This window comes from Vicinamibacterales bacterium, from assembly GCA_036012125.1.
Lineage (GTDB): Bacteria > Acidobacteriota > Vicinamibacteria > Vicinamibacterales > UBA823 > UBA11600.
The window spans coordinates 63,918-77,166 of the sequence record DASCOS010000011.1; the positions used below are offsets into that span (position 1 = coordinate 63,918).

At 53.0% G+C, this 13,249-nt stretch carries 22 protein-coding genes and 1 pseudogene; all 23 read right to left on the minus strand.

The annotated features are described in order from the left end of the window. Positions 1–20 precede the first annotated feature (20 nt). The 23 genes and pseudogenes from secY to fusA all read right to left on the minus strand — a co-directional run bounded on the left by secY (position 21) and on the right by fusA (position 13,195). Positions 21–1,409 carry a preprotein translocase subunit SecY gene (gene secY / locus QGH09_04645; protein HJO17475.1) on the minus strand — a complete coding sequence of 463 codons (1,389 nt, stop codon included), beginning with the start codon at positions 1,407–1,409 and terminating at the stop codon, positions 21–23. A gap of 2 nt (positions 1,410–1,411) precedes the next feature. Next, a complete protein-coding gene (rplO, locus tag QGH09_04650; GenBank protein ID HJO17476.1) occupies positions 1,412–1,879 on the minus strand; it encodes a 50S ribosomal protein L15 in 468 nt (155 codons plus the stop codon). Positions 1,880–1,905: 26 nt separating this feature from the next. Next, complete coding sequence (rpmD, locus tag QGH09_04655; GenBank protein HJO17477.1) at positions 1,906–2,094, minus strand: 50S ribosomal protein L30; 189 nt, start codon at positions 2,092–2,094, stop codon at positions 1,906–1,908. Positions 2,095–2,159: 65 nt separating this feature from the next. Further along, the gene (gene rpsE, locus QGH09_04660) at positions 2,160–2,693 is read right to left on the minus strand and encodes a 30S ribosomal protein S5 (protein HJO17478.1); all 534 of its coding nucleotides are present in this window, start codon (positions 2,691–2,693) and stop codon (positions 2,160–2,162) included. A 41-nt stretch (positions 2,694–2,734) separates the two neighbouring features. Next, positions 2,735–3,109 (minus strand): 50S ribosomal protein L18, encoded by a 375-nt coding sequence (gene rplR / locus QGH09_04665; protein ID HJO17479.1) that lies wholly within the window; start codon positions 3,107–3,109, stop codon positions 2,735–2,737. Between the two features lie 13 nt (positions 3,110–3,122). After that, positions 3,123–3,659 carry a 50S ribosomal protein L6 gene (rplF, locus tag QGH09_04670; protein HJO17480.1) on the minus strand — a complete coding sequence of 179 codons (537 nt, stop codon included), beginning with the start codon at positions 3,657–3,659 and terminating at the stop codon, positions 3,123–3,125. Positions 3,660–3,682: 23 nt separating this feature from the next. Next, positions 3,683–4,093: a 30S ribosomal protein S8 gene (gene rpsH / locus QGH09_04675; protein HJO17481.1), complete on the minus strand. Its 411-nt coding sequence runs from the start codon at positions 4,091–4,093 to the stop codon at positions 3,683–3,685. Positions 4,094–4,167: 74 nt separating this feature from the next. Next, on the minus strand, positions 4,168–4,353 hold the full coding sequence (locus QGH09_04680; protein ID HJO17482.1) for a type Z 30S ribosomal protein S14: 186 nt from the start codon (positions 4,351–4,353) through the stop codon (positions 4,168–4,170). Between the two features lie 38 nt (positions 4,354–4,391). Continuing rightward, positions 4,392–4,934, minus strand: coding sequence for a 50S ribosomal protein L5 (gene rplE, locus QGH09_04685; GenBank protein ID HJO17483.1), 543 nt, complete (start codon positions 4,932–4,934; stop codon positions 4,392–4,394). Further along, entirely contained in the window at positions 4,931–5,260 is a 330-nt protein-coding gene (gene rplX / locus QGH09_04690; GenBank protein ID HJO17484.1) for a 50S ribosomal protein L24, read from the minus strand. Before rplX ends, rplE begins: the two co-directional genes overlap by 4 nt. 56 nt (positions 5,261–5,316) lie before the next feature. Next, entirely contained in the window at positions 5,317–5,685 is a 369-nt protein-coding gene (rplN, locus tag QGH09_04695) for a 50S ribosomal protein L14 (GenBank protein ID HJO17485.1), read from the minus strand. 18 nt (positions 5,686–5,703) lie between these two features. Beyond that, the gene (rpsQ, locus tag QGH09_04700) at positions 5,704–5,958 is read right to left on the minus strand and encodes a 30S ribosomal protein S17 (protein HJO17486.1); all 255 of its coding nucleotides are present in this window, start codon (positions 5,956–5,958) and stop codon (positions 5,704–5,706) included. A gap of 4 nt (positions 5,959–5,962) precedes the next feature. After that, on the minus strand, positions 5,963–6,199 hold the full coding sequence (gene rpmC, locus QGH09_04705; protein HJO17487.1) for a 50S ribosomal protein L29: 237 nt from the start codon (positions 6,197–6,199) through the stop codon (positions 5,963–5,965). Positions 6,200–6,204: 5 nt separating this feature from the next. Continuing rightward, positions 6,205–6,618 carry a 50S ribosomal protein L16 gene (rplP, locus tag QGH09_04710; GenBank protein HJO17488.1) on the minus strand — a complete coding sequence of 138 codons (414 nt, stop codon included), beginning with the start codon at positions 6,616–6,618 and terminating at the stop codon, positions 6,205–6,207. Between the two features lie 5 nt (positions 6,619–6,623). Beyond that, complete coding sequence (gene rpsC / locus QGH09_04715) at positions 6,624–7,307, minus strand: 30S ribosomal protein S3 (GenBank protein HJO17489.1); 684 nt, start codon at positions 7,305–7,307, stop codon at positions 6,624–6,626. 157 nt (positions 7,308–7,464) lie between these two features. Beyond that, positions 7,465–7,800, minus strand: a pseudogene (gene rplV, locus QGH09_04720) (50S ribosomal protein L22). After that, on the minus strand, positions 7,800–8,120 hold the full coding sequence (gene rpsS, locus QGH09_04725; GenBank protein HJO17490.1) for a 30S ribosomal protein S19: 321 nt from the start codon (positions 8,118–8,120) through the stop codon (positions 7,800–7,802). The pseudogene rplV and the gene rpsS overlap by 1 nt, the downstream one beginning before the upstream one ends. Positions 8,121–8,131: 11 nt before the next feature. After that, on the minus strand, positions 8,132–8,968 hold the full coding sequence (gene rplB / locus QGH09_04730; GenBank protein HJO17491.1) for a 50S ribosomal protein L2: 837 nt from the start codon (positions 8,966–8,968) through the stop codon (positions 8,132–8,134). Positions 8,969–8,985: 17 nt separating this feature from the next. Then, a complete protein-coding gene (locus tag QGH09_04735; GenBank protein ID HJO17492.1) occupies positions 8,986–9,276 on the minus strand; it encodes a 50S ribosomal protein L23 in 291 nt (96 codons plus the stop codon). After that, positions 9,273–9,896: a 50S ribosomal protein L4 gene (gene rplD, locus QGH09_04740; GenBank protein HJO17493.1), complete on the minus strand. Its 624-nt coding sequence runs from the start codon at positions 9,894–9,896 to the stop codon at positions 9,273–9,275. Before rplD ends, QGH09_04735 begins: the two co-directional genes overlap by 4 nt. A gap of 33 nt (positions 9,897–9,929) precedes the next feature. After that, a complete protein-coding gene (gene rplC / locus QGH09_04745) occupies positions 9,930–10,613 on the minus strand; it encodes a 50S ribosomal protein L3 (GenBank protein ID HJO17494.1) in 684 nt (227 codons plus the stop codon). A gap of 26 nt (positions 10,614–10,639) precedes the next feature. Further along, positions 10,640–10,972 carry a 30S ribosomal protein S10 gene (gene rpsJ, locus QGH09_04750; protein ID HJO17495.1) on the minus strand — a complete coding sequence of 111 codons (333 nt, stop codon included), beginning with the start codon at positions 10,970–10,972 and terminating at the stop codon, positions 10,640–10,642. 42 nt (positions 10,973–11,014) lie between these two features. Beyond that, on the minus strand, positions 11,015–13,195 hold the full coding sequence (gene fusA, locus QGH09_04755) for an elongation factor G (protein ID HJO17496.1): 2,181 nt from the start codon (positions 13,193–13,195) through the stop codon (positions 11,015–11,017). Between the last annotated feature and the right edge of the window lie 54 nt (positions 13,196–13,249).

Below are 13,249 nucleotides of genomic sequence, written 5' to 3' on the forward strand. Positions count from 1 at the left end.
TCCGCAAACTCAGGTAGGCCCTAGCCTCGTCTCCCACGAATACGAGTCTTCTTCATAAAGCCATCGTAGTGCCGCATAATGAGCTGCGATTCAACCTGCTGCACCGTATCCATCGACACGCCAACGATGATGAGCAAGGACGTGCCTCCGAAATAAAACGTCACGTTCATTCCCTGGGTAATAAACTGCGGAAGAACCGCATCAAGTTGTTCCCCAATGAATGGAATCGGTGCGACTCGGATTCCTACAATAAGAAGATCTGGCAAAACAGCGACCATCGCCAAATAGATCGCGCCAGCCAGGGTAATCCGCGTCAAAATTGTGTCAATGTATTCGGCTGTCCTCTTCCCAGGCCGAATTCCAGGAATGAATCCACCATACTTACGCATGTTCTCAGCGACATCATCAGGATTAAAAATGATGGCCGTATAAAAATAGGCAAAGAAAATGATGCCGGATACGTAGAGAAGGTAATACAGAGGCATACCATAGGTCAGTTGGTCGGTGACTGTCTGCCCCCAGCTCCCAGCCGGTAACACACCCGCAATCGTTGCAGGAAACGCTAGAATCGAGGAAGCAAAGATGACTGGAATAACTCCACCCGTGTTCACCTTCAACGGAATATGCGTACTGGTACCACCAGTCATCCGCCGACCAACAACGCGCTTAGCGTATTGCACTACGACTCGCCGATGGCCTCGCTCGATAAAGACAACTGCAGCCACCACAGCCATCATGAGCCCAACAAGTGCAATCAAACGAAACAAGCCAATCTGTCCTGAGCGGAGCTGATCGACCGTTGTAATTACCGCACTCGGCAGACCCACCACGATGCCCGCGAAGATAATAAGTGACATCCCATTACCGATTCCGCGCTCAGTAATCTGCTCGCCGAGCCACATGATGAAGATAGTGCCCGTCGTCAACGTTAACACTGTCAATAGACGGAAGCTCCAACCCGGCTCATAGACTAGTGGCAAACCGCCTGCAATATTTGTCTGACGCTCTAGAAAAATTGAAATTCCAAGCGATTGAACGACGCAAAGAAACAGGGTGCCGTAACGCGTGTACTGTGTAATCTTCCGTCGACCAAGCTCCCCCTCCTTCGACAACCGTTCAAGATACGGCCAGACAACGGTCAGCAGTTGTAGAATGATCGACGCGCTGATGTAAGGCATTATGCCCAATGCAAAAATCGTTACCCTTGATAGATTCCCGCCCGAGAACATGTCGTAGAGCCCGAACATAGTGTTAGCGGCCTGCTCCGCCAAGATCGCAAGAGCTTCAGTGTTTACACCTGGCGTCGGTACGTGGTTGCCCACACGATATACACCGAGCACCGCGAACGTGAATAACACACGATTCCGAAGCTCCGGAACGGCAAAGACGCTCTTGATGCTCTCTATCATGACTACTCTGTCGTTTTCACTGAGCTCTCTATCACAACCGCTTGACCGCCACCGGACGTGATTTTTTCAGCCGCCTTACCGCTGAATCGGTGTGCGTGCACCGTGAGTGCTTTCGTCAGATCGCCACGTGCCAAAATCTTGACCTTCCGCTTACTGCCATGAATCAGCCCGTGTTCGCGAAGTAGGTCAAGTGTTACGTCGACGCCAGGCTCAAACCGCTCCATAAGGGTATCGAGATTAATCACGGTGTACTCAACCCGAAATGGGTTATTAAATCCACGTTTCGGAACCCGGCGGTGCAAAGGCATCTGACCGCCCTCGAAACCAACTTTCCGGCGATAACCAGAGCGAGATTTCTGCCCCTTGTGTCCACGACCAGCAGTCTTGCCATTACCGGAACCTTGACCACGACCAACTCGCTTCTTCGTTCGGGTGCGACCTTTAGGTGGTTGAAGATTGCTTAAGTCCATTACCAATTTCCTGAAGGTGAATCTGATTAGGAACCGACCTCTTCGACCCGTACCAGGTGGCGCACCTTATGAACCATGCCTCGAATCGATGGTGCGTCCGGTAATTCGACGCAGTGCCCTAGCCGACGTAGCCCAAGACCACGCACAACAGCTGCCTGCCGGTTGTCGTAACCAATTGTGCTCTTCACCAACGTCACCTTTACCTTGGGGACCACTGATTTTCTCGTCCGCTTCGCCATGGGTTACCCATCCTCCCGCATCATTCAACGGGCACGTCGACCTAATCGTTCGTTGGGACAAAGGCCTCGCCTAATTCCTCAACACTCTTTCCCCTGAGACGAGCCACCGTAACCGGATCTAGTAAACTCGTGAGACCCATGAAAGTAGCACGTACAACGTTATGCGGATTCGGAGAGCCAATCGACTTAGTAAGAATGTTCTGAATACCGGCTGATTCAACTACAGCCCGAACGGCTCCACCTGCAATAATGCCTGTACCTTCAGGAGCTGGCTTTAACAGAACCTTACCCGCACCATAGCGGCCAACCACAGTATGTGGAATAGTCGTCCCCTGTAGCGGCACTCGGATCAGCGCCTTTCGAGCCGCCTCAATACCTTTCTTAATAGCCGAGGGGACCTCTTTTGCTTTACCAACTGCGAAGCCGACAGCACCCAGTCCGTCGCCGACAACAACTAAAGCACTGAAGCTCAGATTCTTACCGCCCTTAACGACTTTCGTGACTCGATTGATTGACACAACCATGTCTCTCAAATCAAGTTCCGTCGGATCAATTTTTTCTCTCGTCTCAAACATAATCTCTCAACCGCGGCGACCGCTCCGCCTTCTGTGTCTGGTTAGAACCGCAGCCCTGCTTCGCGCACGGCCTCGGCCATCGCCTGCACACGCCCGTGATATAGAAATCCTCCCCGATCAAAAACGACGCTATTCACACCGCTCGCGATCAACCGCTCTGCGACGACCTTCCCGACCGCCTTCGCGCCGGCCACATTACCCCCACCAGTTTCCTTATCAAACGCTGCCCTGACGGTAGGCTCAATGCTTGATGCAGCCACTACCGTTGTGCCAGAAACATCGTCAATCGCTTGCGCATAAATGTGCTGCGCGCTTCTGAAAACAGTGAGCCTTGGCCGTTCAGCTGTGCCGGTCACACGCTTTCGCGTTCTGAACTGAATGCGCTGTCGCCGATCCTTCTTCGTTTTAATTCTCATGCCCCATTCACCCTCACGCACCAGTCTTCCCGACTTTTTTCTTTAGTTTCTCGCCGGTATATTGAATGCCTTTCTGCTTGTACGGATCGGGCTTGCGAAGGGAACGAATGTCGGCCGCGACCTGGCCAACCAATTGCCTGTCAATACCCTGCACGGCAATGTGAGTCTGACGGTCAATTTTCACGTCGATTCCGTCTGGCAAATCGAACACGACAGGATGAGAGTAACCGAGTGTAAATACCACCTGCCGTCCCTTGAGCTCGGCCCGGTATCCGATACCAACGATGTCGAGTTCACGCGTGAAGCCATCCACCACACCTTGTACCGCGTTGTTGACAAGGCTCCTCGCCAACCCGTGGAACTTGTTTAAACCTGGCTCATCTCTGACGATTTGCGCCTGAAGAATGTTGCCTTCCAACTGAAAGCCGATCCCCGGTGGAATGGCCTGCGCGAGCTGGCCTCTTGGTCCCTTCACATCGACAACGGCTTTACCGACCTTGACCGTCACATCCTTGGGCACAACAATTGGCTTCTTGCCTATGCGAGACATGATTCAACTTCCCTAGACACCTGCTACCAAACGTTGCACAGGACTTCGCCGCCAATGCCTGTACGCGTGGCCTCGCGGCCAGTCATCACACCTTGCGAGGTTGTTAAGATATTGGTACCCAACCCAGCGAGCACCTTCGGCACCGCATCGCGCCGAAAATAAACCCGACGACCCGGTCGGCTCACACGGTTAATTCCAGTGATAACCCGCTCACCTCTGGGTCCGTACTTCAGCAGAATGCGGATAGTCTTCTGAGCTCCACCATTAACGCCAGGCTTTGCATCAAGTTCCTTGTATCCCTGAATATAGCCTTCGTTATGAAGAATCCGCGAAATTTCCATCTTAAGTTTCGAAGATGGAACGTCTACGCGCTGATGGCGAGCGACTGTGGCATTCCGAATGCGTGACAACATATCCGAGATTGGATCAGTCATATCTTGACTCTCACGTTACCCACTAATAACGGCGCGAATTTCCAAGCACCGTTCCACTACACCGACGTGGCCCTCTACCAACTACTCTTAATCACGCCAGCAATATCGCCCCGGAGCGCCAACATACGAAAACAAAGACGACACAATGCGAACTTTCGCATGTAGGCTCTTGGGCGTCCGCACCGCCAACAGCGATTACGCCGACGCACCTCGAACTTAGGGGTCTTACTCTCTTTCACTCTCTTGGCTGTCGTTGCCATTACTCTTTACCTACACACTGTTAAATGTATGGTCACCGTCAACTCGTCCGAAAGGGCATCCCCATTAATTGCAGGAGCTTCCGGCCTTCTTCATCTGTTCCCGCCGTAGTTACAACTGAGATGTTCATTCCGCGCGTCGTATCGACCTTCATGTAATCGATCTCTAAAAAAATCAATTGGTCTTTCAAACCCAACGTGTAGTTTCCCCGACCGTCAAAACCTCGCAACGAAATGCCACGAAAGTCTCGAACACGCGGCAAGGCCACAGAAATCAAACGGTCAAGGAATTCATACATTTGCTGCCCACGCAGAGTCACCATCGACCCGATTGGCTGTCCTTGCCTTACCTTGAACTGCGCTACTGACTTCTTTGCCCGTCGAACTACGGCGCGCTGGCCAGTAATCCGACTTAACTCGTCAACACCAACATCAATGAGCTTGACGTTCTGCGTCGCCTCACCCAACCCCATGTTGACAACAATCTTTTCAAGCTTTGGAATAGCCATCACACTACGATAGCCAAACTCCTTACGGAGAGCGGGCATCACTTCGCTGACGTACCGTTCCCGCATCCGGCTCATTTGTCGACTACCCCTTCGCACTTCCGGCAAACACGTACCTTTCGTCCTTCACCAAGACGCCTTCCAATCCGAGTGGCGGCACCACACTCAGGACAGATAAGCTGCACGTTGGACACGTGTAGTGATGCTTCGCGCTCAACGATGCCCCCCTTAATGTTTTTTCCTGGGTTCGGTTTCGTATGACGCTTGACGAAGTTCACTCCTTCAACAACGAGGCGGTTGGTATCTGGAATAATTCGAAGCACTCGACCACTTTTACCGCGGTCTCGTCCTGCGACCACCATCACGTTATCGTTTCGTCGAATCGGCGTCTGCAAGCGGGACATGAAAACCTTTCACCTTACCCAAGTCACTAACACAACTGTGCAACTGGTCGCGAGACTCACAACACCTCAGGCGCGAGAGACACAATTTTCATAAACTTACGTTCACGCAGCTCCCGAGCAACCGGACCAAATACACGGGTCCCTAGTGGTTCTTTTTGTTCGTTGATCAGTACTGCCGCATTTCGATCAAAACGGATATAACTGCCGTCCCGTCGACGTTGCTCTTTACGTGTCCGCACGATCACCGCCCTTACAACCTGCCCTTTCTTCACGGCCGAATCTGGCACAGCTTCCTTCACTGACGCCGTCACGATGTCACCGAGGTACGCAAAACGACCCGTGGAGCCACCAACCGGATTGATGACCGCGATCTTTCGTGCACCAGAATTGTCGGCCACATCTAAGACCGACTGCATCTGAATCATCGGGGCTGCCCCACTCCTCTAAACACCACGACTCCGCTTAAGCACTCGCGTCACGACCCATCGCTTGCGCCGACTCATTGGTCGTCCTTCAGCAATAGCCACACGGTCACCAACTTTGGCGTTATTCGTATCGTCATGTGCCACGAATCTTGATGTGCGCCGCTGCGTCTTACCATATAGGCCGTGCCGTATTTGCCGTTCAATCGCTACAACGACACTCTTTTCCATTTTGTCGCTGACAACGATTCCTTGAACCTCAGATTTAGTTGCCATTACGTCACTCGCCCACTACCTCATCGGTTGATCTCGTTGTAATCTCTTGATTACGTTCGTTCTCACGCAATAACGTCTTCACTCGTGCTAAGTCGCGACGAGTTTCTCGAAGTGTGAAAGATGAATCTAGTTGCCCCATCCCCTTCTGAATACGTAACCGAAACACCTGTTCATCTAGGTCACGTTCCCGATGCCGAAGGTCTTCGTCCGTGAGTTCACGAAAGTCAGCAATTTTCGTCATGACACCTACTCTAAGAAGCGGGTCGCAAATTGAGTCCGGATCGGCAACTTTGCCGTAGCACGCCGCATCGCCTCACGGGCATCGGCCTCGTTGACTCCTTCCATCTCAAAGAGAATTCGCCCAGGACGAACAACGGCAACCCACCCTTCAGGCGAACCTTTACCCTTACCCATCCGCACTTCTTGAGGCTTCTTGGTAATTGGCTTATCCGGGAAAACCCGGATCCAGACCTTACCTCCACGCTTGATGAAACGCGTCATGGCAACACGAGCTGCTTCGATCTGACGAGCAGTCATCCAGCACGGTTCGAGAGCCTTCAAACCATAATCGCCAAACGAAACAGTCGAACCACGCCATGCCTTTCCAGCCATGCGACCTCGCTGCTGCTTCCGATACTTAACCTTCTTCGGCATCAACATGATCGTTAACCCATTCGCCGCGGACGACGTGGCGCACTATACTCTTCCTCCTGGCCAATCAAGGGCTTCAGTCGCTCGCCCTTATAGAGCCAGACCTTCACACCAATCTTCCCGTAGGTCGTACCAGCCTCGGCGAATCCATAGTCAATGTCAGCACGTAGTGTCTGCAGTGGAAGCTGTCCGTGAAGATACCACTCGGATCGCGAAATCTCAGCGCCGTTGAGTCGCCCGGACACGCGGACCTTGATACCCTTCGCCCCAAATCTGAGCGCTGACTCAACAGCCTTCCGCATGGCACGCCTGAACGCCACTCGTTTCTCTAGCTGTAACGCCACCGACTCTCCGATTAACTGAGCGTCAAGCTCGGGCTTTTGGATCTCCTGGATATTGATAAATACTTCACGGTTGGTTCGCTTCTGCACCTCAATTTTCAATTTGTCGACCTCAGCACCTTTTCGGCCAATGATGATGCCTGGTCGAGACGTGTGAATGTCGATCTTCAGCTTATTAGCGGCCCGTTCTATTTCAATCTTCGACACTCCCGCATGCGAGAATCGTTTTTTCAGATCCCGCTTAAGCGCCAAATCTTCATGCAGCAACTTTGCGTAATCCTTATCCGCATACCACCGAGAGCTCCAAGTCTTATTGAAGCCAAGCCGAAATCCGTACGGATGGACCTTCTGTCCCATTTCTATGTCCTCAACGTCAGTTACTTTTTTGCCGTTTCACCGCTGACTTACGCGGGGACCGTTTCTTCTTCGACACTGACGTAGACTGTGCTACCTGACGCTCCTCAGTATCGTCCTCTTCCGATTCCAATTGAACAGCTTCAACTGACCCAACTGTTCGCTCACCCACTTGCACGGTTAAATGCGCCGTCCGCTTCACAATCCTAAAAGCTCTACCCATCGGCGCAGGACGGACACGCTTCTGCGACGGACCTCCGTTGGCGTAGCAGGCCGTAACCACCAACCGTTCAACATCGCCATTAAAACCGTCCCTCTGCTGAGCATTTGCAATGGCGGAACGAAGTACCTTTTCAATGTCTCGAGCGACCGCCTTACGCGTATAACGAAGTACGGCCAGCGCGGAATTAACATTGCGACCTCGAATCACGTCGAGGACAAGTTTGGCCTTCTGCGCCGAAGTGCGAACGTAGCGAGCAGTGGCGCTAGCTTCTATCACGACGAGGCTCCTGGCGGCATCCTAGGCGCACTGGCGGCCACGGTGGCAGCCTTTTCACTCTTGGTAGTGTGGCCCTTGAATTGGCGAGTCGGTGAAAACTCGCCCAGCTTGTGACCCACCATGTTTTCGGTGATATAGGCCGGAATAAACTTGCGCCCGTTATGCACAGCGATCGTGTGACCGACCATCTCCGGCACGACTGTCGAACGCCGAGACCAAGTCTTGATGACCTTCTTATTACCACCACGATTCATGATCTCGACCTTCTCAAGCAACGATAAGTCGACAAACGGGCCCTTTTTCAGCGATCTACTCATAGTGTCCTTCGCTATTTCGACTTGCGCTTTGCCCGCCGTTTTATAATGAATCGGTCGGTCATCTTGCGGTTACGGGTTCTGTAACCCTTTGTAGGCATGCCCCAAGGAGACACCGGGTGTCGACCACCAGCGGTCTTACCCTCACCACCACCTAGCGGATGGTCTACCGGATTCATGGCCGACCCACGAACGTGCGGACGCTTCCCCTTCCAGCGGTTGCGCCCTGCCTTACCAATCGACACATTTTCATGGTCCAGGTTGCCGACCTGACCAATAGTTGCAAAACACTCAATATTAATACGACGCACTTCACCCGAAGGCATTCTCATCGACGCGTATGCACCCTCTTTTGCAACCAGCTGGACAGAAGAGCCAGCACTGCGCGCAATCTGCCCACCCTTGCCTGGGCGTAACTCAACATTGTGCACCTGCGTTCCCAGAGGAATATTCTTTAGCGGTAGTGCATTTCCCCGAAGAATGTCGACTTGATCCCCCGCGACTATCGTATCGCCGACCTTAACGCCTTCTGGTTGAAGAATGTATCGCTTCTCTCCATCAGCATAGGTCACTAGGGCGATGCGCGCCGACCGGTTCGGGTCGTATTCAATTGTTGAAACCGTCGCCGGCACGTCACGCTTTGAACGCTTAAAATCAATAATGCGATACCGACGCTTGTGTCCACCTCCACGCCACCAAGAGGTCTGCTGCCCGGTGTTATTCCGACCGCCTGTGCGATGCAACGGTTCAGTGAGCGGCTTATACGGACCAACAGACGTAATCTCATCGAAGGTCTGCACCGTTTGAAACCGTCGGCCGGCCGATGTCGGCTTGTATTTACGAATAGCCATTTTGCCCTTTATTAAACCTAGGCACCCTCAAGGAACTCCGGCATCTTTTCACCGTCACGAAGACGGACGTACGCTTTCTTCCAATCTGGACGCTGCCCGACAAACCGCCCTTGCCGTTTCGTCTTGCCATGGGTGATCGAGGTCCTAACACTGGCCACCTTAATCTTAAATAACTGCTCAACAGCCTGCTTGACCTCAATCTTCGTTGCATTCATCGCAACTTGAAACGCGAGCGTCAGGCCGTCTTCCCGCATAACAGTCGTTTTCTCCGTGATAAGTGGCCGTCGGATCACCTCTGTAAGTTTCATTGTGCGAACCCTGCCTGTAGCGCCTCGATTGCGGCCTGAGTCGTAATCACACGGCTCGACTCCATAACGTCGCGCGCCGTCAAATGAGTTACACCAACCAGGCGCACACCTTCGATATTCCTGACCGACAGTAGCAGCTTGCTATCCGGCGTCACGTCAATCATTAGGACGCTCCGATGTGCACCAAGCCGATCGAGTAATTCGCCTGCAAGTTTTGTCTTGACCTCACTAAGCGCCAACTTATCCACCACAGTCACGCTACTCTCAGAAATCCGTTGGGACAAGGCTGCGCGCAGCGCTCCTCGCCGCATCTTTCGCGGCATTGCGTAATCATAGGACCGAGGCTTTGGCCCAAACACCGTCCCACCTTTTCGCCATATCGGATTCCTAATATCGCCCGTTCGCGCTCGTCCGGTGCCCTTTTGCCGCCAAGGTTTGTTGCCGCTACCACTAACGAGACCTCGGGTTTTGGTCGCATGGGTGCCCCGCCGATCGACCGCATTCTGATACACAACCGCTTCCCAAATAAGCCCAGTGTTCACACGCTCGCCGAATATCTTAGGATCGAGATTGACAGAACCAACTTTCTTGTTCTGTTCATTCACAACGTCTACAGTCATGCACGTCTCCAACTCGCCGTTATCGGAGCCAAGCTACTTCTTATCCTTAGATGCGTCTTTCGGTCCAACCTGAACCGGTCGTCTCGCAGCAATTGCCTTTCGAACAAGCACATAACTACCTGGCGCTCCAGGTACAGCGCCTTGGACGATCAGTAAGTGGTTTTCTTCATCGACTCGTACCACCTGCAGACTACGTACAGTCACACGACGACCTCCCATCCTGCCTGGTCCCCGCATTCCCTTAATAACGCGAGACGGATACGACGAAGCACCGATTGACCCCGGTGCACGATGAAACATAGACCCGTGGGTCGCACGCCCTCCCGAAAATCCGTGCCGCTTCATCACTCCTTGAAACCCCTTACCGCGGCCCGTGCCAATTACATCCACGCGATCACCGCCGGCGAACATCGACGCCAGCACTTGATCGCCCGGCTTCATCGGTTCCTCGCCGGGCACCGTTGCAACTTCCCGGAGAATCCTCGTCGGTGGAAGTTCTGCTTTATTGAAATGACCGGCAATCGGTTTTGTCACTCTAGCTGGCCCCTCCTCGACTAGACCGAGTTGCACTGCTTCGTATCCGTCCTTGGTCGACGTTTTCGCCTGTACAACAACACAAGGCCCAGCTTTAATGACGGTCGCAGGTCGGACCCTGCCACCCTCATCGAAGAGCTGCGTCATCCCAACTTTCTTTCCAATAATGCCTGTGACCATCATGGCCCTCATAGTCCTTAGGACGTGAATTACTTGTGCTCCTTACCAAAGGCCTTAATCTCAACATCCACGCCCGCAGGCAAATCAAGCTTCATTAGTGCATCCACCGTCTGTGGCGTCGGCTCAAAAATATCAATGAGTCGTTTGTGAGTACGGATCTCAAACTGCTCGCGGGACTTCTTATCGACGTGCGGTGATCGTAGAACCGTCCACTTATTCTTCTCCGTGGGTAACGGAATAGGACCGGCGAGCTGGGCCCCGGTCCGCTTCGCCGTATCGACGATCTCCGTGGTCGACTGATCAAGTACCCGGTAGTCGTACGCCTTCAGGCGAATTCGAATCTTGTCACTGAACGTGGCCATCTCATCTTCCCCACTTTACCGACATCGTCCAACTAACATCCGTTACCGACCAAGAACGCGCGCAACGACTTCCTCGCTCACCTGTTCAGGGGCCGGCTCGTACTGAAAGAAATGCATCGAGTGCGTTGCACGCCCTTGCGTGCGGGACCGTAAGTCAGTGGCATAGCCAAACATGGCTGACAGCGGCACAAACGCGGTCACGATTTGCGTACCACCACGCGCTTCCATCGAGTGGATACGCCCCCGACGCCCTTTCATGTCGCTCATCGTGTCGCCTAAGTAATCCTCTGGCACTACAATTTCAACGCGCATAACGGGCTCGAGTAGAATCGGCCCAGCCTTCTTCGCTGCATTTCGAAATGCCATTGACCCAGCGATTTTGAATGCTACTTCTGAGGAATCTACCGCATGAAAAGAACCGTCATAGAGTGAAACGCTTAAATCGTCGAGGGGGTACCCGGCAAGAACACCGGTCGTCATCGCTTCGCGAATACCTCCCTCTACAGGTTTAATGAACTCTCTTGGGATGGCACCGCCCACAATGTCGTTAACGAATTTAAAGCCAGTACCGGGCTTACCTGGTTCAATCCGGATCTTCACGTGACCATACTGCCCACGTCCACCAGTTTGCTTCACATACCGACCCTCTCCTGCGGATGGCTTTGTTAAGGTTTCCTTGTAAGCCACTTGCGGCCGGCCGACGCTGGCCGCCACGCCGAACTCCCGCTGAAGCCGGTCAACGATGATCTCCAGATGCAATTCACCCATACCGGAGATAACAACTTGGCCCGTCTCGTGGTCCGTCCGAACCTGAAAGGTTGGGTCTTCGGCACTCAGCTTCGCCATGCCCTGTCCAAGCTTTTCTTGGTCAGTACGGGTACGCGGCTCAATTGCGAGTGAAATAACTGGTTCAGGAAACTCCATCGCCTCAAGTGTGATCGGATATCTTCGGTCACATAGCGTGTCACCCGTTGCCATGCTCCTTAAACCAACCGCCGCCGCAATATCACCCGCGTAAACCTCGTTGATCTCCTCACGCTTATTAGCGTGCATCTTTAAAAGTCGCCCAAGACGCTCGCTGCGGTCTTTCGTTGGGTTGTAGACCGATGCGCCGGTCTTCATAACCCCAGAATAGACCCGAAAGAAGGTCAGTTGCCCAACGAATGGGTCAGTAAGAATCTTAAAAGCCAGTGCTGAAAACACAGCGTCGTCACTCGCTTCCCGCTCAACAACCGTCTCTTCAGCCTGTGTCGGGTCTAGGCCGGTAACGGAGGGCACGTCAGTGGGGGACGGCAAATAATTCACAACGGCATCAAGGAGCGGCTGAATTCCCTTATTCTTAAACGCGGCACCACACAAAACTGGTACGAATGGCGCCTGTTCACTACGCACCGACTCGATGACGCGACGACGTAGTGTAGCGATGATGTCATCATCAGCCATCGGTTCACCGCGAAGGTACTTCTCTAGCAGTTCATCGTTAGCTTCACTGACCTTCTCTACCAACTGCTCTCGGTAAATCGTCGCCTCAGGCATCATCGATTCAGGAATTTCCTGAATGAGCGATTCCGCTCCCAAGGTCTCATCGGCATAACGAATCACCTTCATACTGATCAAATCAATCACGCCCTGAAATTCAGCTTCAGAGCCAAACGGAATCTGCAAGGCAATCGGATTCGCTTGCAACTTCGTCCTAATCTGATCAAGTGTGCGAGCAAAATCAGCCCCCACACGGTCCATCTTATTTACGAAACAAATCCGTGGAACACGATACTTGTCGGCCTGACGCCAAACGGTCTCCGTCTGAGGCTCAACACCAGCGACAGCATCGAACACGGCCACCGCACCATCAAGCACCCTCAGTGAACGTTCAACCTCGGCAGTAAAATCGACGTGGCCAGGCGTATCGATGATGTTGATTCGATGATCACGCCAAAGGCAGGTAGTGGCTGCGGATGTAATGGTAATCCCACGCTCCTGCTCCTGCGCCATCCAGTCCATCACGGCCGTTCCGTCATGCACTTCGCCGAGCTTGTAGGTGATACCCGTATAAAACAGAATGCGCTCAGTGGTCGTTGTCTTACCAGCATCAATATGCGCCATGATGCCGATATTGCGCGTCCTGTCGATCGGTGCCAGCCTCGCCATGATATCTACGGTCTCGCCACTAGTGGTCGAAGAATTCTCGTCTCGCTTACAACCGGTAGTGAACAAAGGTTCCAAGCCAGCCACCTAGCTGGCCACCTCAACAAACTTCCCCGTTTTGAGTGGGGACGA

Bases quoted from the DNA above. Each gene is read 5' to 3' on its own strand.
- QGH09_04735 (HJO17492.1), bottom strand. From the start codon at position 9,276: ATGAAACTTACAGAGGTGATCCGACGGCCACTTATCACGGAGAAAACG.
- rplP (HJO17488.1), bottom strand. From the start codon at position 6,618: ATGTTGATGCCGAAGAAGGTTAAGTATCGGAAGCAGCAGCGAGGTCGC.
- rpsQ (HJO17486.1), bottom strand. From the start codon at position 5,958: ATGGCAACTAAATCTGAGGTTCAAGGAATCGTTGTCAGCGACAAAATG.
- QGH09_04680 (HJO17482.1), bottom strand. From the start codon at position 4,353: ATGGCAACGACAGCCAAGAGAGTGAAAGAGAGTAAGACCCCTAAGTTC.
- rplX (HJO17484.1), bottom strand. From the start codon at position 5,260: ATGTCCCGCTTGCAGACGCCGATTCGACGAAACGATAACGTGATGGTG.
- secY (HJO17475.1), bottom strand. From the start codon at position 1,409: ATGATAGAGAGCATCAAGAGCGTCTTTGCCGTTCCGGAGCTTCGGAAT.
- rplR (HJO17479.1), bottom strand. From the start codon at position 3,109: ATGAGAATTAAAACGAAGAAGGATCGGCGACAGCGCATTCAGTTCAGA.
- rplE (HJO17483.1), bottom strand. From the start codon at position 4,934: ATGAGCCGGATGCGGGAACGGTACGTCAGCGAAGTGATGCCCGCTCTC.
- rpsS (HJO17490.1), bottom strand. From the start codon at position 8,120: ATGAGTAGATCGCTGAAAAAGGGCCCGTTTGTCGACTTATCGTTGCTT.
- rpsJ (HJO17495.1), bottom strand. From the start codon at position 10,972: ATGGCCACGTTCAGTGACAAGATTCGAATTCGCCTGAAGGCGTACGAC.
- rplN (HJO17485.1), bottom strand. From the start codon at position 5,685: ATGATTCAGATGCAGTCGGTCTTAGATGTGGCCGACAATTCTGGTGCA.
- rplD (HJO17493.1), bottom strand. From the start codon at position 9,896: ATGACTGTAGACGTTGTGAATGAACAGAACAAGAAAGTTGGTTCTGTC.
- rpsH (HJO17481.1), bottom strand. From the start codon at position 4,093: ATGACTGATCCAATCTCGGATATGTTGTCACGCATTCGGAATGCCACA.
- rpsE (HJO17478.1), bottom strand. From the start codon at position 2,693: ATGTTTGAGACGAGAGAAAAAATTGATCCGACGGAACTTGATTTGAGA.
- rplO (HJO17476.1), bottom strand. From the start codon at position 1,879: ATGGACTTAAGCAATCTTCAACCACCTAAAGGTCGCACCCGAACGAAG.
- rplF (HJO17480.1), bottom strand. From the start codon at position 3,659: ATGTCTCGCATAGGCAAGAAGCCAATTGTTGTGCCCAAGGATGTGACG.
- rplB (HJO17491.1), bottom strand. From the start codon at position 8,968: ATGGCTATTCGTAAATACAAGCCGACATCGGCCGGCCGACGGTTTCAA.
- rpmC (HJO17487.1), bottom strand. From the start codon at position 6,199: ATGACGAAAATTGCTGACTTTCGTGAACTCACGGACGAAGACCTTCGG.
- rplC (HJO17494.1), bottom strand. From the start codon at position 10,613: ATGATGGTCACAGGCATTATTGGAAAGAAAGTTGGGATGACGCAGCTC.
- rpsC (HJO17489.1), bottom strand. From the start codon at position 7,307: ATGGGACAGAAGGTCCATCCGTACGGATTTCGGCTTGGCTTCAATAAG.